Origin of the sequence: Amycolatopsis sp. cg9, assembly GCF_041346945.1 — a bacterium.
In the GTDB taxonomy this organism is placed as follows: Bacteria; Actinomycetota; Actinomycetes; order Mycobacteriales; family Pseudonocardiaceae; genus Amycolatopsis.
In genome coordinates, this window is record NZ_CP166850.1 from 4,046,760 (window position 1) to 4,064,557 (window position 17,798).

Annotated in this window: 20 protein-coding genes; 9 read left to right on the forward strand and 11 right to left on the reverse strand. The window is 73.2% G+C overall.

What is annotated here, in order from left to right:
- Nucleotides 1-77: 77 nt before the first annotated feature.
- Nucleotides 78-647, reverse strand: coding sequence for a TetR/AcrR family transcriptional regulator (locus AB5J73_RS19530; protein ID WP_370971106.1), 570 nt, complete (start codon nucleotides 645-647; stop codon nucleotides 78-80).
- An 89-nt stretch (nucleotides 648-736) separates the two neighbouring features.
- On the opposite strand from AB5J73_RS19530, the gene AB5J73_RS19535 reads away from it, so the two are divergent.
- Entirely contained in the window at nucleotides 737-1,687 is a 951-nt protein-coding gene (locus tag AB5J73_RS19535) for a ketopantoate reductase family protein (RefSeq protein ID WP_370971107.1), read from the forward strand.
- 10 nt (nucleotides 1,688-1,697) lie between these two features.
- Here the strand turns inward: AB5J73_RS19535 and AB5J73_RS19540 are convergent, their stop codons facing one another.
- Nucleotides 1,698-2,525 (reverse strand): alpha/beta fold hydrolase, encoded by an 828-nt coding sequence (locus tag AB5J73_RS19540; RefSeq protein WP_370971108.1) that lies wholly within the window; start codon nucleotides 2,523-2,525, stop codon nucleotides 1,698-1,700.
- Nucleotides 2,526-2,596: 71 nt separating this feature from the next.
- On the opposite strand from AB5J73_RS19540, the gene AB5J73_RS19545 reads away from it, so the two are divergent.
- Nucleotides 2,597-3,583: a GlxA family transcriptional regulator gene (locus AB5J73_RS19545; protein WP_370971109.1), complete on the forward strand. Its 987-nt coding sequence runs from the start codon at nucleotides 2,597-2,599 to the stop codon at nucleotides 3,581-3,583.
- Nucleotides 3,584-3,717: 134 nt separating this feature from the next.
- On the opposite strand, the gene AB5J73_RS19550 is transcribed toward AB5J73_RS19545, so the two are convergent.
- On the reverse strand, nucleotides 3,718-5,148 hold the full coding sequence (locus AB5J73_RS19550) for an amidase (protein ID WP_370971110.1): 1,431 nt from the start codon (nucleotides 5,146-5,148) through the stop codon (nucleotides 3,718-3,720).
- A 294-nt stretch (nucleotides 5,149-5,442) separates the two neighbouring features.
- On the opposite strand from AB5J73_RS19550, the gene AB5J73_RS19555 reads away from it, so the two are divergent.
- Nucleotides 5,443-6,471, forward strand: coding sequence for an MFS transporter (locus AB5J73_RS19555; protein ID WP_370971111.1), 1,029 nt, complete (start codon nucleotides 5,443-5,445; stop codon nucleotides 6,469-6,471).
- Here AB5J73_RS19555 and AB5J73_RS19560 read toward each other — a convergent pair.
- The 3 genes from AB5J73_RS19560 to AB5J73_RS19570 form a co-directional block, all read right to left on the reverse strand.
- Nucleotides 6,447-6,641: a hypothetical protein gene (locus AB5J73_RS19560; RefSeq protein WP_370971112.1), complete on the reverse strand. Its 195-nt coding sequence runs from the start codon at nucleotides 6,639-6,641 to the stop codon at nucleotides 6,447-6,449. The genes AB5J73_RS19555 and AB5J73_RS19560 overlap by 25 nt on opposite strands.
- A gap of 71 nt (nucleotides 6,642-6,712) precedes the next feature.
- On the reverse strand, nucleotides 6,713-7,369 hold the full coding sequence (locus AB5J73_RS19565; protein ID WP_370971113.1) for a response regulator: 657 nt from the start codon (nucleotides 7,367-7,369) through the stop codon (nucleotides 6,713-6,715).
- A complete protein-coding gene (locus tag AB5J73_RS19570; protein ID WP_370971114.1) occupies nucleotides 7,357-8,556 on the reverse strand; it encodes a sensor histidine kinase in 1,200 nt (399 codons plus the stop codon). Before AB5J73_RS19570 ends, AB5J73_RS19565 begins: the two co-directional genes overlap by 13 nt.
- 123 nt (nucleotides 8,557-8,679) lie before the next feature.
- On the opposite strand from AB5J73_RS19570, the gene AB5J73_RS19575 reads away from it, so the two are divergent.
- Nucleotides 8,680-9,414: an ABC transporter ATP-binding protein gene (locus AB5J73_RS19575; protein ID WP_370971115.1), complete on the forward strand. Its 735-nt coding sequence runs from the start codon at nucleotides 8,680-8,682 to the stop codon at nucleotides 9,412-9,414.
- On the forward strand, nucleotides 9,408-11,948 hold the full coding sequence (locus tag AB5J73_RS19580; protein WP_370971116.1) for an FtsX-like permease family protein: 2,541 nt from the start codon (nucleotides 9,408-9,410) through the stop codon (nucleotides 11,946-11,948). Before AB5J73_RS19575 ends, AB5J73_RS19580 begins: the two co-directional genes overlap by 7 nt.
- A 41-nt stretch (nucleotides 11,949-11,989) precedes the next feature.
- Here the strand turns inward: AB5J73_RS19580 and AB5J73_RS19585 are convergent, their stop codons facing one another.
- A complete protein-coding gene (locus AB5J73_RS19585; protein WP_370971117.1) occupies nucleotides 11,990-12,316 on the reverse strand; it encodes a hypothetical protein in 327 nt (108 codons plus the stop codon).
- Nucleotides 12,317-12,511: 195 nt separating this feature from the next.
- Here AB5J73_RS19585 and AB5J73_RS19590 point away from each other — a divergent pair, with 195 nt between their 5' ends.
- Nucleotides 12,512-13,177 carry a glycoside hydrolase family 11 protein gene (locus AB5J73_RS19590; RefSeq protein ID WP_370971118.1) on the forward strand — a complete coding sequence of 222 codons (666 nt, stop codon included), beginning with the start codon at nucleotides 12,512-12,514 and terminating at the stop codon, nucleotides 13,175-13,177.
- Between the two features lie 2 nt (nucleotides 13,178-13,179).
- On the forward strand, nucleotides 13,180-13,842 hold the full coding sequence (locus AB5J73_RS19595) for a polysaccharide deacetylase family protein (protein WP_370971119.1): 663 nt from the start codon (nucleotides 13,180-13,182) through the stop codon (nucleotides 13,840-13,842).
- 5 nt (nucleotides 13,843-13,847) lie between these two features.
- Here AB5J73_RS19595 and AB5J73_RS19600 read toward each other — a convergent pair whose 3' ends face one another.
- Nucleotides 13,848-14,519: a hypothetical protein gene (locus AB5J73_RS19600; protein ID WP_370971120.1), complete on the reverse strand. Its 672-nt coding sequence runs from the start codon at nucleotides 14,517-14,519 to the stop codon at nucleotides 13,848-13,850.
- Between the two features lie 87 nt (nucleotides 14,520-14,606).
- Between AB5J73_RS19600 and AB5J73_RS19605 the strand changes: the two genes are divergently transcribed.
- On the forward strand, nucleotides 14,607-15,278 hold the full coding sequence (locus AB5J73_RS19605) for a response regulator (protein ID WP_370973236.1): 672 nt from the start codon (nucleotides 14,607-14,609) through the stop codon (nucleotides 15,276-15,278).
- Between the two features lie 4 nt (nucleotides 15,279-15,282).
- On the opposite strand, the gene AB5J73_RS19610 is transcribed toward AB5J73_RS19605, so the two are convergent.
- Complete coding sequence (locus tag AB5J73_RS19610; protein WP_370971121.1) at nucleotides 15,283-15,462, reverse strand: hypothetical protein; 180 nt, start codon at nucleotides 15,460-15,462, stop codon at nucleotides 15,283-15,285.
- Nucleotides 15,463-15,592: 130 nt separating this feature from the next.
- A complete protein-coding gene (locus AB5J73_RS19615; RefSeq protein WP_370971122.1) occupies nucleotides 15,593-15,805 on the reverse strand; it encodes a DUF5988 family protein in 213 nt (70 codons plus the stop codon).
- A 369-nt stretch (nucleotides 15,806-16,174) separates the two neighbouring features.
- On the opposite strand from AB5J73_RS19615, the gene AB5J73_RS19620 reads away from it, so the two are divergent.
- Nucleotides 16,175-17,068, forward strand: a complete 894-nt coding sequence (locus AB5J73_RS19620) for a TIGR03619 family F420-dependent LLM class oxidoreductase (RefSeq protein WP_370971123.1) — start codon at nucleotides 16,175-16,177, stop codon at nucleotides 17,066-17,068.
- On the opposite strand, the gene AB5J73_RS19625 is transcribed toward AB5J73_RS19620, so the two are convergent.
- On the reverse strand, nucleotides 17,052-17,675 hold the full coding sequence (locus tag AB5J73_RS19625; RefSeq protein ID WP_370971124.1) for a hypothetical protein: 624 nt from the start codon (nucleotides 17,673-17,675) through the stop codon (nucleotides 17,052-17,054). The genes AB5J73_RS19620 and AB5J73_RS19625 overlap by 17 nt on opposite strands.
- Between the last annotated feature and the right edge of the window lie 123 nt (nucleotides 17,676-17,798).

Here is a 17,798-nt window from a genome sequence, read left to right on the forward strand (position 1 = left end):
GATCTCGGCCTTGTCCATCACCCGGGCCGAGAGGGACACGTTCCGCGCGGACGCAACGGCCCGCTCTTCGCCTCTCCTCAAGGTGACCGGCGCAGTCCGGCCAGCAGGAGGGTGATGACGCCGTCGGCTTCGGCTCGCCAGTCGGGGCGGTCGTGTGCCGCGCCGATTCCGTGCAGGGCCATCATCACTGCACCGGCCGTCACGTCGCTGCGGATGGTGCCCTCCGCCACCGCGGCGGTGACCAGGTCGGTGACGGCCTGCTCCAGTTCCCGGCTGCCCTCGGCGAGGGTGCCCGTGCCGGTCGCCATGAGGGTGGACAGGGTCCGGGCGAGGCCCTGGTGGGCGTCGATGTAGCCGACCATGTCACGCAGGAAACTCGCCAGGGCCTCCGCCGCGGGCAGCTCGGCCTGCAGGCGGCGGGCGCGGGCGCACAACGTCGCGACTTCCTCGCGGTAGACGGCCTCGGCCAGTGCTTCCCGCGTCGGGAAGTGGCGGTACAGCGTGCCGGTGCCCACTCCGGCCAAGCGGGCGAAGTCGTCGAAGCGCAGTTCGAAGAAGGTTCCGTCGTCGAAGGTTTCGCGTGCTTTGGCCAGCACCGCGTCCCGGTTGCGCCGGGCGTCGGCACGCAGTGGCTTGCCGGCGGTCATCCGCCACCTCGCGTTGACAAGCGGGCACTCCCTCCATAGCGTGGTAAGTGGAGATGACCTCCAGTTTCATCATACCCGACGAGGTGCGCGTGAAGATCCTCATGTTCGGCCGGGGCGTGATCGCCACGGTGCACGGCTGGGCGCTGGAAAAAGCCGGGCACGACGTCGAGTTCTACGTCCGGCCGGGCCGCGCGGCGGCTTACGGGGAGGCCGTGGAGCTCGATCTGCTCGACGCGCGGAGGCGGGTGTGGGGCCAGCGCGTCGTCGAGGCTTGGCCGGTGCGCTACCGCGAGCAGCTGACGCCGGACCACGATTTCGACCTGATCGTGCTGAGCGTGCCGCACCACCGCCTCGCGGAAGCGGCCGCGTTCCTGGCGCCGCGCATCGGCAACGCCACGGTGCTGGTGTTCGGCAACATCTGGGCCGAGCCGCTGGCCGCGATCGGTGCACTTCCCGTCGATCGGGTCGCGTGGGGCTTCCCGCTGGCCGGCGGTGGCTTCGGCGAAGACGGCGTGCTCCGCGGGACGCTGCTGCCCGCGGTCGTCTTCGGCACCCTCGACCGGCCACCGAACGAGCGTGAAAGGGCCACGCGGCGGGTCTTTCGCGAGGCCGGCTTCCGGTTGCGGGAGAAACGCGATTTCCGCGTCTGGCTGTGGCTCCACTTCTTGATGAACGCCGGCCTGCACTCGCAGGGCTTGCGGCTGGGCACGCTGGCCGACCTGCCGGGGGCGACCGGCGACTTGCGCGAGGCGCTGCTGGCCGCCCGCGAGCTGCTGCCGGTGCTCGAGGCGCGCGGTGTCGACCTGCGACGCCACCGGCGTGCCACGCTGGGTTACCGGGCGCCGACCTGGCTGACCGCGCCCGCGTTCGCGTGGCTGACCGTCCATATCCCGTTGGTGCGCCGGAGTTTCGAGGGCCACGCCGACCCCGGAGCCGAGGAGCCTCGGGAGGTCTGCCGCGACGCCCTGGCCGAAGCGCGACGGCTGGGCATCGCGGTACCCCGGCTGGAAGCGGCGGAAAAGAGCTTCGCCGGCCAGTGAAACGCGCGGCCTACGCGACGAAGAAATCGATGAGTGCGCGGGCGACCCGGCCGGGGGCGTTCTCGGTGCGGATGTGCGTCGCCGCCGGGATGCGCAGGAGCGTGGTTTCCGGGATCTCCCGGGCGAACTCCTCGGCGTACGCCACTTTTTCGAAGCGGTCGTCCTCGCCCCAGACCAGAAATTTGGGCGTCGTGGACCGCCGCAGCGCGGGGACGAGGCCGAGGGTGTAGCGGCTGTCGGCCGCGCTCGCCATGGCCAGCCACGAACGGCGGACCCGCGGATCGGTCCACGGAGCCAGGTAGCCGGCGATCCGCTGCTCGGTGGCGGCACCGGCCAGGTCCGTCGCCACGGCCTCCCGGCGGGCGGCGAGGAACTCGTCGGCGGTGACCGCCCGGTCCAGCAGCCGGGCCACGTGGGGCGCCGGCCAGGAGTCGTAGGTGACCGAGTTGACCAGGGCCAGCCGGGACACCTCCAGCCGATCGCGGGCGAGGAGGTGCTGGGCGACGGCGCCGCCGATGTCGTGACCCGCCACCGCGACCGGCCCGGAGATCTCCATCGCGGACACGAATCGCGCCACCCAGTCCGCCAGCGCCGGGATCGCGGCCGTTTCCGGGATGAGCTCGCCGCCCGAGTACCCGAGTCCGGGGAAGTCGACGGCGATGGGCCGCAGACCCGCCTCCGCGAGGCGGCCGAGCACCGGCAGCCACACCCGGCTCCAATACGTTCCGTGCAGCAGCAACACGGCCGGGCCGTCCTGCCCCGCGGTCAGGTAGCTGACCGGTTCGCCGTCGACCTGAACCGTGGTCCTCTGCACGCCCGTTCCCGTCGTCGCACCCATGGATCCCACTGTTCCCCGGAGCGGCCTCGCGGCCGAGTGTCGACAAAGACACCCATGGGTACTTTCCTGCCATGAACCGGCACCGGGTGGTAGCCCTGCTCAACGCACCCCAGTCACCCTTCGAACTCGCCTGCGCCGGCGCGGTCTTCGGCACCACCCCGCCGGGTGTCCCCGCCCGCTACGACTTCCGGATCTGCGCCGAGCGTCCCGGTCCGCTGCGGACCACCGCCGGCTACCCGGTGCACGTCGACGCGGGGCCGTCGGCGCTGCGGGAGGCCGACACCGTGGTCGTCCCCGGCTGGGAGCCGGCCGGCGCACCGGTGCCGCCTGCCGTCACCGAGGCACTGCGCGCCGCCCACCGGCGCGGGGCGCGGATCGTCGCCATCTGCACCGGGGCGTTCGTCCTCGCGCGGGCCGGACTGCTCGACGGCCGCCGCGCCACCACGCACTGGCGCCACACCGCCCAGCTCGCCGCCGCCTTCCCCGGGGTGCGGGTGGACCCGGAGGTGCTGTACGTCGACCACGGCGACGTGGCGACCAGCGCCGGCACCGGCGCGGGCATCGACCTGTGCCTGCACCTCGTCCGGTCCGACCACGGCGCGGCCTACGCCGCCGAGATCGCCCGGAACATGGTGCTGCCGCCGCACCGGCGGGGCAGCCAGCTCCAGTACGCCACCCGGCCGGCCCCGGCCATGGCGGACGAGTCGCTGGCGCCCGTGCTGGAGTGGGCCACCGCCCGGCTCGGCACCCCGCTGACCGTCGGCAGGCTCGCCGCACGCGCCGGCGTGTCGAGCCGGACCCTCGCCCGGCGGTTCACCGGACAACTCGGCACCAGCCCCGGGCAGTGGCTGCTCGACCAGCGTCTCGACGCGGCACGGGTGCTGCTGGAACGAACCAGCCTTCCGGTGGAAGCCATCGCCCGCCGGGTCGGCCTCGCCTCGGCCGTCAACCTGCGCCGCCGCTTCCGGGCTCACCTCGGCACCACCCCCGGCGCCTACCGGCGGACCTTCGGCGAAGCTCCTGGGCGCGGTGCCGGGGCAACGGAGGCGATCCGCTGACGCCGAGCGGTCGCGGCCGGAGGCTCGGGGCCTACAAGGCCGCCGCCACCGCGATCCGCCTCGCCACCCTGCCGGACGGCGGACCGACCGGCTCCTTCCGCAACGACGACGGCGTCATCCCCTGGTGACCCGGCCTACCTGGGTGCCCGGAAGCCGCCGATCTCCTCCTCCAGCAGTTCCGCCAGCCGCAACGGGGTGCGGTCCTCGAACATCGGGCCGATGAGCTGCACCCCGACCGGCAGGCCCTCGGGGGACCGGCCCGCCGGTACCGCCGTGGCGGGCAGGCCGGGCATGGTGGCCAGCCCCGCCCAGACCAGCTGGTCGAAGTACGGGTACGCGACGCCGTCGACGTCGATGCGGCGTTCCATCGGATTGGGGTGGTGGTCGTGCGGGAAAGCGGGAGTGGGCGTGATCGGGCAGACCACCGCGTCGAATTCGGCGAACAGCCGCCGCCAGCCGTGGCGGTGGAGTTCGCGGCGGTGGTTCGCCTCGAGCCAGTCGTGGTGGCTGGAAGCCATGGCGCGCAGCCGCACGGCGCCGAGGCTCTCGTCGTCCGCGCTCGGCTGCTCGAGCGACTCGATGGGGAAACGCGCGACGGAGCCCGAAATCAGCAACCGCATGTAGAGCGTCGCGGCTTCGGTCAGGTCGGGCAGCAGCGGGCTGTGCCGTTCGACCCGGGCGCCGCTGCCGGCGAGCGCGGCGGCCACCCGGTGCACGCCCGCCCGCACGGCTGATCCGGTCGGGATCAGCGGGTGGTCCTCGAGGACCAGGACCCGGAAGTCGCCGAGCCGGTCGTGGCGGGCGGGCGGCAACGTCACCTTGTACGCCTTGCCGTGCGTCAGCGGGTCCGGGCCGGCCATGACGTCGAGCAGGAGCGTGAGGTCGCGGGCGGTGCGCGCCATCGGCCCGACCACGGCGAGGTCGAGGTCGACCGGCAGGACCGGCTCGGACGGCGGGGTCATGCCGCGGGTGGCCGCCAGTCCGAGCGTCGGCTTGTGCGCGTAGACGCCGCAGAAGTGCGCGGGGGTGCGCAGCGAACCGGCGAGGTCGGAGCCGATGGACAGCGCGCCGAAGCCGGCCGCCAGTGCCGCCGCCGAGCCGCCGGAGGAACCGCCCGGCGTGCGATCCGGGTCCCACGGGTTGGCGGTGGTGCCGTGGATCTCGTTGAAGCTCTGGATGTCCTGCAGCCCCAAGGGAACGTTGGTCTTGCCCAGCACCACCGCGCCCGCGTCCTTGAGCCGTGACACCTGGACCGCGTCTTCGGCCGGCACGTGGTCGCGGTGCTGCGGCATACCCCAGCTCGTGGGGAGCCCGGCGACGTCGTAGGACTCCTTGACCGTCACCGGAATGCCGAGCAGCGGCCGGTCCTCGCCGCGGGCCCGCGCCCGGTCGGCCTCGCGCGCGGCGGCCCGCGCGCGGTCGAAGTCCGGCACGCAGATCGCGTTGATCGCCTTGTCTTCGCGTTCGATACGGGCGATCGCCTCGTCGGTCAGGTCCACCGAAGTCACTTCACCGGCACGCAAAGCGGCCGCGAGTTCGCCGGCCGTCCGAAAGTTCCACTCCATGGATCCGAAGCTAGCGGGAGGCCACTGTGGACACGAAATCCCGATTCGCGCAAGGTGGCGCACCGCCGGTCGCGATGCTGTTCCCCGGCGAAATCCGGTGCCCGCTCTCCGCGCATCGGCTAACCTCGATCCCGTGTCGAGCCCCGAAGCGTCCAAGGCCGGGCTGCCGGTCATCCCGGCGGCCCGATAACTCCCCGTTCCCGGGTCCCCGGGTGACCACGAAATCGTCCCGTCGATCTCGTGATCCCTGGAGCTTCCGTGCCCTTGTACTTCTTAGCCGTGGCCGTGTTCGCCATGAGCACGTCCGAATTCATGCTCGCCGGGCTCGTGCCCGGCATCGCCGCCGCCTTCGACGTTTCGCTTGCGCAGGCGGGCTACCTGACGTCCGCGTTCGCCGCCGGCATGGTCGTCGGCGCGCCGGTGATGGCCGCGCTCTCCCGGTCGTGGCGACGGCGGACCGCACTCGTGTGCTTCCTCGCCGTCTTCGTCGCGATGCACGTCGTCGGCGGGCTCACGACCTCGTTCGGTGTCCTCGTCGGGACGCGGCTGGTGGCCGCGATCGCCAACGCGGGCTTCCTCGCCGTCGCGTTGACCGCGGCCGCCGCGCTGGAGCGGCCCGGTCGCGCGCTCGCCGTGTTGCTGGGTGGCACGACCGTCGCCTGCGTCGCCGGCATTCCCGGCGGGGCGTTGCTCGGGTGGCGGCCGGCGTTCTGGGCGGTCGCGGTGCTGTGCCTGCCCGCGTTCGCCGCGGTCTGGTGGATCCCCGGTGCCGCCGCGGGTTCCAAGCCGGCCGGGTTGCGGGCCGAACTGGCCGAGCTGCGGCGACTGTCCGGGGTGCTGCTGGTCGGCGCGCTCGTCAACGCGGCCACCTTCGGCGTCTTCACCTACCTGGCGCCGGTGGCCGAGGGCGTCGCCCCGGTGCCGGTCGTGCTCGGTGCCTTCGGGGTGGGGTGCTTCGCCGGGATCACCGCGGCCGGGCGGCTCGCCGACCGGTGGCCCGGCCGGGTGGTCGCCGCCGGGGGACCGCTCCTGCTCGCCGGGTGGGTCGCCCTGGCACTGGCCGCGCACGTCCCGGCGGTGCTCGTGGCACTGGCGTTCACCCAGGGCTCGCTGTCGTTCGCGGTCGGCGGCACGGTGATCGCCCGGATCCTGCGGCTGGCCGAGGGGGCCCCGACGATGAAGGGGTCCTACGCGACCGCGGCGTTCAACGTCGGGGCCGCCGCGGGTCCCGTGCTCGCCGGGACGCAGGCACGCCCGTTCTGGGCCGCCGCGGCACTGGTCACCGCGGCGCTGCTGGTTCACGCCCGGCGGCGCCGGACGTAGTGGGTGACCAAGCCCGCGATCGCCACGACCGCGATGCCGCCGGCCACCATCCGGACCGTGAAGTCGAGCCCGATCAGGGGGCCGGCGGCGTTGGTGATCCCGCTGACGAGCAGGACGAGCCAGAGGAGGACGGGGACGGCGGTGCGGGCGGGTGCGTTTTCGTTCGTCATGCCGGGAACGTTAGGGATCCGGCGGGCCGTCCTCGATGCCGTCAGCACCCGGATGCGGGGTGGTGCCTGCGCTACCCCGCGTCCCGCTGCAGGTACGCCAGCACGGCCAGCACCCGCCGGTGCCCGCCGCCTTCGTCGGAGGGCAGGCCGAGCTTCGCGAAGATGTTGCGGATGTGCTTGAGCACCGCGCCGTCGCTGACGACGAGGAGCTCCGCGATCGTGCTGTTGTTGTAGCCCTCGGCCATCAGCGCCAGCACTTCGCGCTCCCGTGCGGTCAGCGCGGCCAGGGGATCCGCGGCCCGGCGGCGGGCCATCAGCTGGCCGATCACCTCGGGGTCCATCGCCGTGCCGCCCTTGGCGACCCGCTGGAGCGCGTCGATGAACCGCTCGACCTTGCCGACGCGTTCCTTCAGCAGGTAGCCGACCCCGCCGACGCCGTCCGCGAGCAGCTCGACCGCGTAGCTCGTCTCCACGTGCGCGGACAGCACCAGCACCGGCAGGCCCGGGTGGATCTCGCGCGCCCGCACGGCGGCGCGCAGCCCCTCGTCGCGGTGGGTCGGCGGCATCCGCACGTCCATCACGACGGCGTCCGGGCGGTCGCCTTCGACGAACGCGAGGAAGTCCTCGGCGTTGTCGACCGCGGCGGCCACCTCGATGCCCGACGTCTTCAGCAGCAGCGCGAGACCTTCGCGCAGCAGCGCGTCGTCCTCGGCGATCACGACCCGCATGGCAGCTCCACTCGCAGCACGGTCGGCCCACCGGGTGGGCTCGTCAACCGAAGGGTTCCGTCGAAAGCCTCGGCCCGGCGGCGGATCCCGGCGAGTCCGCTCCCGGCGGACTCGTCCGCACCGCCCCGGCCGTCGTCGCGGATTTCCAGGCGCAGCAACCCGGGCGGGCCGCTCAGCTCGATGTCCACTTGCGACGCGTCGGCGTGCTTGGTCACGTTGGCCAGCGCCTCCGCGACGACGAAGTACGCGGCCGCCTCGACCGCGGCCGGGCGCCCGGTGTCATCCGAAACGGTGACCGCGACCGGGACCGGGCTGCGCTCGCCCAGCGCGCGGACCGCGCCGGCCAGGCCGCGCTCGCTCAGCAGGGGCGGGTGGATGCTGCGGACCACCGTGCGCAGCTCGGCCAGCGCGTCGGTCGCCGTGTCCTGGGCCTTGACCAGCAGTTCGCGCGCGGTGGCCGGGTCGCGGTCGTAGAGCTGGCCGGCGACGCCCAGCTGCAGCACGACCGCCGCGATCCGGGCCTGCGTGCCGTCGTGCAGGTCGCGTTCGATGCGGCGCAGCTCGGCGCCGTGCGCCTCCAGCGCCGCCGCCCGCGTCGCGGTCAGTTCGGCGACCCGGTCGGCGAGGACGACGCCCGGGCCCGGGGTGAGCAACGACCGCGCGGTCCGGGCCTGCCAGCGGGCGAGCCGGGGCAGCAGCAGGGTCGCCGCGCCGAAGGCGGCGCCGACCAGGAGCGTCAGCCCGGCGCGCGGCCACGAGTTCACCACCAGCCCGACGGAACCCTCGATCCCGCCGGGCACCGCCGGCCACACGAAGGCCGTGACGAGCTGCTGGACCACGCCGAGCGGGAGGCCGATCGCCAGCGAGCCGAGGAACACCCCGGTCGCGGCGTGGATCGCCAGCCACGCGAGGTCGCGGCGGGTGGCCGGGTCCTTCAGCGGCGAGCCGTCCCGGTAGGGCTCGGGGATCGGCTCGCCGAGCGCCCGCGCGGCCCGGCGGCGGTCGACCCCGACCGGCCACCGCGACAGCCGGATCGCCGGGGCCAGCGACGGGATCCCGACGCCGAACGGGCACAGCAGGAGCACGGCGAGGAGCCCCACGAGGGCGAAGATCGACAGCAGCGAGGTGCCGGCGCCGACCACGAGGTAACGAGCCGCCGACCAGCACTCGCGCAAGCGGGTCGTCACGCCGCCAGTGTCGCACCACACCGCCGTGGTGGTGCTGGCGCTACCCCGGATCCACCCGCGCACGGGATCGAACGCGGGCGCCCGCCGACCTAGTTTCGAGTGGACGGAACGAAGGGGATCGCAATGACAGCAACGTATGCCGTGGAACTGGCCGGCGTGCGCAAGGTTTACGGCTCCGGTGACGGCGCGGTCGTCGCGCTCGACGGGGTGTCGGCGGGGGTGGCGCGCGGCACGTTCACCGCGGTGATGGGGCCGTCCGGCTCCGGCAAGAGCACCTTCCTGCACTGCGCGGCCGGGCTGGACCGGCCGACGTCGGGGCGGGTGCTGCTGGGCGGCACCGAAATCGCCCGGCTGAAGGAGAGCGAGCTGACGCGGCTGCGGCGGACCCGGATCGGGTTCGTCTTCCAGGCCTACAACCTGCTGCCGGCGCTGAACGTGCTGCAGAACATCACGCTGCCGCTGCGGCTGGCCGGTGAGAAGCCGGACCCGCGGTGGCTGCGCGAGGTCGTCGAGGGCGTGGGGATCGCGAAGCGGCTGGAACACCGGCCGGCCGAGCTGTCCGGCGGGCAGCAGCAGCGCGTCGCGATCGCGCGGGCGCTCGTCACCCGGCCCGAGGTGGTGCTGGCCGACGAACCGACCGGCGCGCTCGACACCCGCACCGGGCGGCAGGTGCTGGACCTGCTCCGCGACGTCGTCGAGGGCATGGGCCAGACCGTCCTGATGGTCACCCACGACCCGGTCGCGGCCTCGGCCGCGCACGGCGTGCTGTTCCTGGCCGACGGCAAGCTGGCCGGCCACCTCCCGCACCCGACCCCCGAGCGGGTCGCGGAGCGGATGACGCACCTCGGGGAGTGGTGAGCGTGCTGTCCCTCGCCTGGCAGACGATCCGGAGCCGGCTCGGCGGGTTCGCCGGCGCCTTCATCGCGATCCTGTGCGGGACCGCCCTCGTGGCGGCCTGCGGGGTCCTCATGGAGTCCGGCCTGCGCGCCGGAGTCCCCACCCAGCGGTACGCCGCCGCGGACGTCGTCGTCGGGGGCGCCCAGACCGTGCGCCCGCCGGGGGCCGACGCGCTTGCGTTCGAGCAGGTCGGCGAGCAGCCGTCGGTCCCGGCGGAACTGGCCGGGCGGATCGCCGGGCTGCCCGGGGTGCGGGCGGCGGTGGCGGAGCAGAGCTTCCCGGCGCAGGTCGTGACCGGCGACGGCCGGGTGCTCGGCGGCACGCAGTCGCTCGGCCACAACTGGGACGCCGCCGGGCTGGCGCCCTTCACCCTGCGCGAGGGGCGGGCCCCGGCGGCTCCCGGCGAGGTCGTGCTCGACGCCGCGCTGGCGGCCGACGCCGGGGTCGGCGTCGGCGGGCAGGTGCGGATCGCGACGCGCTCGGCACCGGCCGAGTTCCGGGTGAGCGGTGTCGTCGACGCCATGTCCCGGCAGTCGGCACTGTTCTTCACCCCGGAACGGGCCGTGGAGCTGGCCGGACGGCCCGGGCAGGCGCACGCGATCGGCGTGCTGGCCGATCCCGGCACCGCGCCGGAGACCCTCGCCGAGCGGGTGCGCGCGGCCGCGCCCGGCACCGAGGTGACCACCGGCGTCGAGCGCAGCAGCATCGAGTTCCTCGACGTCAGCCAGACGCGGACGCTGCTGCTGGCCATCGCGGGCTCGTTCGGCGGGTTCGCGTTGCTCGTCGCGGTGTTCGTGGTGGCGAGCACCCTCGCACTGACCATCAACCAGCGGCGGCGGGAGTTCGCGCTGCTGCGCGCGGTCGCGGCGACCCCGCGGCAGATCCGCAAGCTCATCGGCACCGAGACGACGCTGATCGCGCTCGTCGCCGGCGTCCTCGGCAGCCTGCTGGGGCTCGCGGTCGCGTCCGGGCTGCGGGACGCCTTCGCCGCGATCGGCGTGGTGCCGGCCGACTTCGGCCTCGCCATCAGCCCCGTCCCGCTGGCCGCCGCCGTCCTGCTCGGCCTGGGCGCGGCCCGGCTGGCCGCCTGGGCGGCGTCACGGCGGCCGTCGACCATCAACCCGGTCGAAGCCCTGACCGAGGCCGCGGTCGAACGGCGCGAGCTCGGCCGCGGCCGGCTGATCACCGGCTGGGGCCTGGTGCTCGCCGGGTTCGGCGGCGCGCTGGTCCCGCTGTTCCTCCGCGGCGACGCGGCGACCGCGACCTCGACGATGGCGACGCTCGTCGTCGTCATCGGGCTGGCCGTGGTCGGCCCGCAGGTGACCGGCCTGGTGGTGCGGTTCCTCGCGCCGGTGCTGGCGCGCGTCTGGCGGATCAGCGGGTACCTGGCGGGCGCGAACGCCCACGCCAACGCCCGGCGCGTCGCCGCCGCCGTCACCCCGCTGATGCTGGCGGTGGCCTTCGCGCTGGCCACGTTCTACAGCCAGACGTCGAGCACGGAAGCCGCGCGGCAGGAAGCGGAGCGGTCGACGACCGCGGACTACGTCCTTTCCGGCCCGGCGGGTGTTTCGCCGGAGGTCGCGGCGGCGGTCCGCCGGGTGCCGGGCGTGGCCGTGGCGACGCCGGTGGTCCGGACGTCGGTGCTCACCGCGTCGACCGTGGGCGACAGCGTCGAAGTGCAGCGGAAACCGGCGCAGGGACTGGCGGCCGACCAGGCCGGCGGCGCGCTGGAGCTCGGCGTCGACGCCGGGCGGCTCACCGACCTGACCGGCGGCACCGTGGCGCTGAGCCGTTCGGAAGCGGACTGGCTGGACAAGAAGATCGGCGACGAGGTCGAGTTCTACTTCGGCGACGGCGTACCCGCGAAGCTGCGGCTGGTGGCCACGTACACCCGCGACCTGGCGTTCGGCGACTTCGTGCTGCCGGTCGAGCTGGCGCGGCAGCACACCGGCGGCCGCCTCGACGATTCGGTGCTGGTCCGGCGCGAACCGGGGGCGGACGCGGGCGCGGTGGCCTCGGCTCTGCGCGGGCTGCCGTACCCGGGCCTGGTGGTGGCCCCGGCGGCCTCGGCGTCCGCGCCGCAGGGCGGCGACCGGCAGGCGCAGTTCTACCTGAACCTCGTCGCGGTCGGCGTCATCGTCGGGTACCTCGCGATTTCCGTGGCCAACACCCTGGTCCTGACGACGGCGCAGCGCGGCCGCGAATTCGCGCTGCTGCGGCTGGTCGGCACGACGCGCCGCCAGGTGACCCGCATGATGCGGCTCGAAGCCGTGGCCACGGTCGGCATCGCGGTGGTGCTCGGGACGCTCGTCGCGGTGGTGCCGCTCGCGCTGCTCAACGCCGGGCTGCGGGGAACCCCGCTGCCGGCCGGCCCGCTGTCCGTCTACTTCGGAATCACCGGCGGCGCGGTGCTGCTGGGGATGGTCGCGATCGGGGTCGCGACGCGGGTGGCGTTGCGCGCCCGGCCGATCGACGCGATCGGGCTGCGGGAGTAGGGAGGTGCGGGGTGGGCCGGGCGGCCCACCCCGCACCGGTTTCAGCAGGCCGTGCCGGTGTCCTCGCCGGTGTAGGACGACACGAGGTACTGCGTCGTCCGCCCGATCAGCGCCGCGGTGCCCGCGGCAACGCACTTTTCGCCGTAGAACGTCTTGAAGGCACCGCCGTAGGTCAGTGCGTAGACGTTGATCTTCGTGGCGGCGGAACCGCAGTTGCCCCAGTAGTAGTCGCGCGCGTTGGGGCCGGACGCCCCCTGCGTCGCGTAGTTGCCGCAGGTGACCGACTCCGACGCGGACGCCGGGCCGGCCACCAGGGGCAGGGCCGCGAAAGCCAGACCGAGCGCAGCGGTCGCCGCAATGCGTTTCATGGGAACCCCCCGTTGGGTAGGAAACAGTGCGGCGCCCACGCTAGCGCTTTCCGGGAGCGGCAATTCCCCCTGAATTCATAGGGGTTGACGGAATCACCGGGACGCGGGAGCATCGAAACTTTCCGAAAGTTATTGCCCCACCACGGGTGCTGCTCGCATGCTTTCGCCATCCCCAGTCCTCGACGAGGAGGAAGCATGCTCACCAAGAAACGCGGCCGCGGCAGGGTGTTCGCCGGTGGGGCCGTCCTGGCGCTGATCGCCACCTTCCTGCCCGGCACCGCCAGGGCCGACACCGTCATCACCACCAGCCAGACCGGGAACAACAACGGGTACTACTACTCGTTCTGGACCGACGGCGGCGGCTCGGTCAGCATGACGCTCGGCTCGGGCGGCAACTACCGGATGAACTGGAGCAACGTCGGGAACTTCGTCGGCGGCAAGGGCTGGAGCAACGGCAGCCGCCGGACCGTGAACTATTCCGGCAGCTTCAACCCCTCCGGCAACGGCTACCTGGCGCTCTACGGCTGGACGTCCAACCCGCTGGTCGAGTACTACATCGTCGACAACTGGGGCACCTACCGGCCCACCGGGACGTACAAGGGCACGGTGACCAGCGACGGCGGCACCTACGACGTCTACCAGACGACCCGCTACAACGCGCCGTCCGTCGAGGGGACCAAGACGTTCAACCAGTACTGGAGCGTCCGGCAGCAGAAGAAGACCGGCGGCACCATCACCACCGGCAACCACTTCGACGCGTGGGCCCGCTACGGCATGCGGCTGGGCAGCTTCAACTACTACATGATCCTCGCGACCGAGGGCTACCAGAGCAGCGGCAACTCGAACCTGACGGTGGGCTGACCATGCGTGGGACGAGGATCCTGCTGACGGCCGCGGTACTGGCCGCGGCGAGCGTGTGCGCGGGCGCACCGGCCCAGGCGGCGGCGTGCGGCGGGTACGTCGGTCTGACGTTCGACGACGGGCCGTCGTCCGGGAAGACCCCGGCGCTGCTGAACGCGTTGCGGCAGAACGGGTTGCGCGCCACGATGTTCAACGAGGGCCAGTACGCGGCCGCGTACCCGGCCCAGGTCCGCGCCCAGGTCAGCGCCGGGATGTGGGTGGGCAACCACAGCTACACGCACCCGCACCTGACCCAGCAGAGCCAGTCGCAGGTCGATTCGGAGATCTCCCGCACGCAGCAGGCGATCGCGGCCGCGGGCGGCGGCACCCCCCGGCTGTTCCGCCCGCCGTACGGGGAGACGAACGCGACGGTCCAGGCGGTGGAAGCGAAGTACGGCCTCCGCCAGATCATCTGGGACGTCGATTCCCAGGACTGGAACAACGCGAGCGTCGACGCGATCGTCGCGGCCAACGGCCGCCTGCAGAACGGCCAGATCATCCTGATGCACGAATGGCCGGCCAACACCTTGACGGCGATCCCGCGCATCGCGCAGAACCTGGCGAGCCGGGGGCTGTGCGCGGGGATGATCTCGCCGTCGACCGGGCGGGCGGTGGCGCCGGGCTGACCGGGTCAGTCGACGTACCACTCGACGCGCGCCGAGTCCGGCCCCAGCGGGCGGATCTCGGCGCACGTCCGGTGGTTCACCAGGAGCCCGGTGGTCCGGCAGAAGCGGGGCACCCGCGTGATTCCGCTGGGCGGCGCGGGCGTGAAGTTCTTCGCGATCAGGTACCCGGCCACGACTTCCGGAGCCCGGTCGCCGGCGGCCGTCAGGACCCGCCAGCAGCCGCCCGAGCCGCAGTCGATGTCCTCCGCGATCCGCAGCCCGGGCGGGCCGGGCGACACCCCTTCGTCGCCGGGAGCCCTCTCCCAGCCGGCGACCAGGACGCCGGCGGTGACGACGAACCCGGTGAGCACCAAGGCCGCGAGGCGCCCGAAGTGCCGTCGCTCGAGGGCCGCCCACGCGACCGCGGCCAGGAGCGGGTGAAGCCAGTGGACCTCGATCGCGGCGGGGACCCACGGCCCGGTGGCGTCGAGTTCGCGGGGGACCACGAACCACGCCGGCAGTGCCACCAGGACGACGCCGGTCCAGGGTGAGCGGGGTGCGCAAGCCCAGACGAGGACCGGGAGCAGGCCGAAGACCGCCGCGAAGGGGTCGTTCCGCGCGAAGGGGACCACGGCGATCGCCGCCGCCACGAGCACGAGCCGCCACCACCGGGCCCGCACGCGTTCACTGGTCGGCACCCGGCCATTCTGGTGGAACCGTCATCCACAGTGGACCCCGGCCGATGGGTGGTAGCGTGCCGGGTGGTGACGGCGCGGGAGGGGACCATGGGCGAGCCGCGGCCGATCAGCGTGATCGTGGCCGATGACCAGCAGGCCGTGCGTGAAGGACTGGCCGCGCTGCTGGGCCTGCTCGACGGTGTCGAGGTGACCGGGACCGCGGCGGACGGGGCGCAGGCGCTCGAGCTGGTCGCGCGGCTCGCGCCCGACGTCGTGCTGATGGACCTGAACATGCCGGTCCTGAGCGGGGCCGACGCGACCCGGCGGATCACGCGGGATCACCCGGACGTCGCCGTCGTGGTGCTGACGACCTACGCGGACGACGCGTCGATCGCCGGCGCGCTGGCCGCCGGGGCGCGCGGGTACCTGACGAAGGACGCCGGCCGCGCCGAGATCGGCGCCGCGCTGCGGGCCGTGGCTTCGGGGCAGCTGACGTTCGGGGCCGAGGTCTCGCGGCGGGTGGCCGGCGTGCTGCTCGACCCGGGTGCGCGGAAAGCCGTCCCGCGCGGGGAAAGCCTGCCGGACGGGCTCACCGTGCGGGAGGCCGAGGTGCTCGGCCTGATCACCTCCGGGCTGAGCAACGGCGAGATCGCGGCCGCGCTGTTCGTCGCCGAGACGACGGTGAAAACGCACATCAACAACGCGTTCGCCAAGATCGGCGCCCGCAACCGGATCGAGGCCATGCGCTACGCCGTGCGCCACGGCCTCGACCACGATTGACCGGTCACGATTTGCCGCGCTCGTTCAGGTAATCGAGCGCTTTGCCGCCGACCTCCTTCGCCCGGTCGTACCGGCCCGCTTTCTTGAGCGCGAACACGACCACGCCGAGCAGCAGGATCAGCAGCACGATCCCGCCGCCGATGACGGCGAAACGAAGCAGCATGAAACCGAGCACTTCACCCATGGCGGATTCCCTTCGGTGCTGGCGCCGCTTCGCCGCGGCGCCCGACGGGAAGGAAACTAGCCCCGGGCACGGGTGGAGGAGGACCTCCGCGGGGTGGAGATCGGGGTGGAGACCCGGCTGGTCCCGCAGGTCACTCGGCGACTCTGGTGCGGCCGCACCAGGCGAACACCGGTACCCGGTCGCCCTCGCTGCCGGTCGTGAACTCGCCTTCGTGGGAGAAGTGCTCGTAACCGGCGCCGAAGCTGACCTTCGCGACTTCGCCGATGCTGCCGACCGTCCATTCGCGGTGCCGTTCGATCAGCTCGGCCGGACCACCGGAAAGCGTCACCTTGATATTCGTCATGATTCATTCTCCGTGGGTTCGTCTACGCGGAGGAAAAGCAGGAAATGTGGCCTACGTCTCTCGACGATGCCTGACGGCCGATCACCGTGTCAAGATGTCCGGCTCCTATCCGGAAATGGCGGTGAACAGGGGTTGACGACCCGCGGATAAGGGTTTTCCGAACTGTGGGACAGGGGTTGCCGGGCGGCGGTTTCGGCCCGGGGTGGCCGGCTCCGCGCGCCGGCCGGGGGTGCCGGCCGCGCCCACGCGCGCCCGGCCCCGATGGGGCGGCCGGGATCGAAGATCCCCGAACTGCTTGAACACGCAACCAGATGCGAGTACTAGTGGCAACAGGGCCGGCACGGTCCGTTGACTCTTCAGGGGAGAATCATGCGTCTTGGTTTCAGCCTTCCGGTCTTCGGCAAGGCGGCGGCCACTCCGGGTGGGATCGCGCGGTACGCGAAGGCGGCCGAGCAGGCGGGGGCGGCCAGTCTCTGGGTCGGTGACCGGCTGCTGTCGCCCGTCGCCCCGGTCGTCGCCTACCCCGGTTACGACACCATGCCCGAGGAATTCCACACCGCGCAGGACCCGTTCACCGCGCTGGCCGTCGCCGCGGCGGTGACCGAGACCGCGATCCTCGGGTCCAGCACCATCAACGCCACGCAGTACCAGGCCGCGAACTTCGCCCGGCTGCTGACCAGCATCGACGTCGCCAGCAACGGCCGGTTGCTGCCCGGGCTGGGCATCGGCTGGTCGCCGGACGAGTACGACGCCGTCGGGATCCCGATGTCCGAGCGCGGCAAGCGGCTGGACGACCTGCTCGACCTGCTCGACAAGTGGTGGACGCAGGACCTGGTGTCCCACACCGGCGCCGGCTACACGATCGCCGAGAGCCACGTCGACCTCAAGCCGGTCCGGAAGCCGCCGGTGCACCTGGCCGGGTTCGGGGAGAAGGCGCTGCGGCGCGTCGCCGAGCGGGCCGACGGGTGGCTGCCCGTCTGGTCGGTGCCCGAGCAGTTCCCGGCGAACGTCCTGACCGACACCCTCGCCAAGCTCCGCGCCGGCGCCGAGCAGGCGGGCCGCGACCCGGGGGCGCTGGGTGTCGCGCTGCGGGTGAACGCCGGTCCGGAGACCAAGCCGGAGGCCATCGCCGAGTCCGTCGTCAAGATCGTGTCGGTGCTCGAGCCGGACGAGGTCTTCGTCGACCTCACCTACCTGACCGGCAGCGTCGAGGAGCACCTCGACCTCACCGGCCGCCTGCTGGAGCTCACCGCCCAGGGCTGACCGAAGCCGCGCGGCCCTCGTCGAAGAAGGCCTTGATCGCCGGGGCCCCGCCGAGTCCGGCGAGCGGCCGCGCGGCACCGAACGGCGCGTTCCAGAACGCGCCCTCCCGCCGCTCGTGCGGGCCGACGTACGCGTACGGCTCCGCGAGGTGGCCGTCCCCGGGCGAGACGCCGTAGTTCACCTCGTCGAGCGTGATGGCGACGTCGAAGTGCTCCGGCCACAGGGCCGGCACGACGTCCGGCGCGAAGTCCCGCAGGGCGCGGTCGCCGTCGGCGAAGGCACGCATCAGGACGGCCACGGCGGCCGGGTCCAGCGTGATGACCTCGCCGGCGTCGACGCCCGGGCCGTCGCCGTACACCCCGGCCGGCGCGCCCGCCTCGATCCCCGCTGCCGCCGCCACCTCGGTGAACGACCGCCCGTGCAGGGCCACCCGCGTGCCGGGCGCGACGAGCTCGCCGCCTGCCACCCGCAGGTCCGGCGCCACGACGGTGGCGAAGCCGCCTTCGACGACGCGCAGGTCGATCCGCTCGCCCGCGCGCCACTGCGGGCCCGCCAGCAGCAGTTCCGCGGCGCCGTGCAGGAACCGGCGGGTGTTCGGATCGGTCATCGGTTTCGCTCCTCCCGTGTCCGGATTCCCAGTGTCCTCGAAACGCCCCGAAATTTCTTCCGCGCGCCGGGGAGATGGCCCCCCGTCGCGCCACGGGAAGGCTGTACCGAGAAGGGAGCAGCC

Coding starts and splice junctions, on each gene's coding strand:
- AB5J73_RS19550 (WP_370971110.1), bottom strand. CDS start 5,148: ATGGAGTGGAACTTTCGGACGGCCGGCGAACTCGCGGCCGCTTTGCGT.
- AB5J73_RS19605 (WP_370973236.1), top strand. CDS start 14,607: ATGGGCGAGCCGCGGCCGATCAGCGTGATCGTGGCCGATGACCAGCAG.
- AB5J73_RS19565 (WP_370971113.1), bottom strand. CDS start 7,369: ATGCGGGTCGTGATCGCCGAGGACGACGCGCTGCTGCGCGAAGGTCTC.
- AB5J73_RS19530 (WP_370971106.1), bottom strand. CDS start 647: ATGACCGCCGGCAAGCCACTGCGTGCCGACGCCCGGCGCAACCGGGAC.
- AB5J73_RS19610 (WP_370971121.1), bottom strand. CDS start 15,462: ATGGGTGAAGTGCTCGGTTTCATGCTGCTTCGTTTCGCCGTCATCGGC.
- AB5J73_RS19555 (WP_370971111.1), top strand. CDS start 5,443: ATGAGCACGTCCGAATTCATGCTCGCCGGGCTCGTGCCCGGCATCGCC.
- AB5J73_RS19545 (WP_370971109.1), top strand. CDS start 2,597: ATGAACCGGCACCGGGTGGTAGCCCTGCTCAACGCACCCCAGTCACCC.
- AB5J73_RS19595 (WP_370971119.1), top strand. CDS start 13,180: ATGCGTGGGACGAGGATCCTGCTGACGGCCGCGGTACTGGCCGCGGCG.
- AB5J73_RS19575 (WP_370971115.1), top strand. CDS start 8,680: ATGACAGCAACGTATGCCGTGGAACTGGCCGGCGTGCGCAAGGTTTAC.
- AB5J73_RS19560 (WP_370971112.1), bottom strand. CDS start 6,641: ATGACGAACGAAAACGCACCCGCCCGCACCGCCGTCCCCGTCCTCCTC.
- AB5J73_RS19615 (WP_370971122.1), bottom strand. CDS start 15,805: ATGACGAATATCAAGGTGACGCTTTCCGGTGGTCCGGCCGAGCTGATC.
- AB5J73_RS19585 (WP_370971117.1), bottom strand. CDS start 12,316: ATGAAACGCATTGCGGCGACCGCTGCGCTCGGTCTGGCTTTCGCGGCC.
- AB5J73_RS19625 (WP_370971124.1), bottom strand. CDS start 17,675: ATGACCGATCCGAACACCCGCCGGTTCCTGCACGGCGCCGCGGAACTG.
- AB5J73_RS19590 (WP_370971118.1), top strand. CDS start 12,512: ATGCTCACCAAGAAACGCGGCCGCGGCAGGGTGTTCGCCGGTGGGGCC.
- AB5J73_RS19540 (WP_370971108.1), bottom strand. CDS start 2,525: ATGGGTGCGACGACGGGAACGGGCGTGCAGAGGACCACGGTTCAGGTC.
- AB5J73_RS19620 (WP_370971123.1), top strand. CDS start 16,175: ATGCGTCTTGGTTTCAGCCTTCCGGTCTTCGGCAAGGCGGCGGCCACT.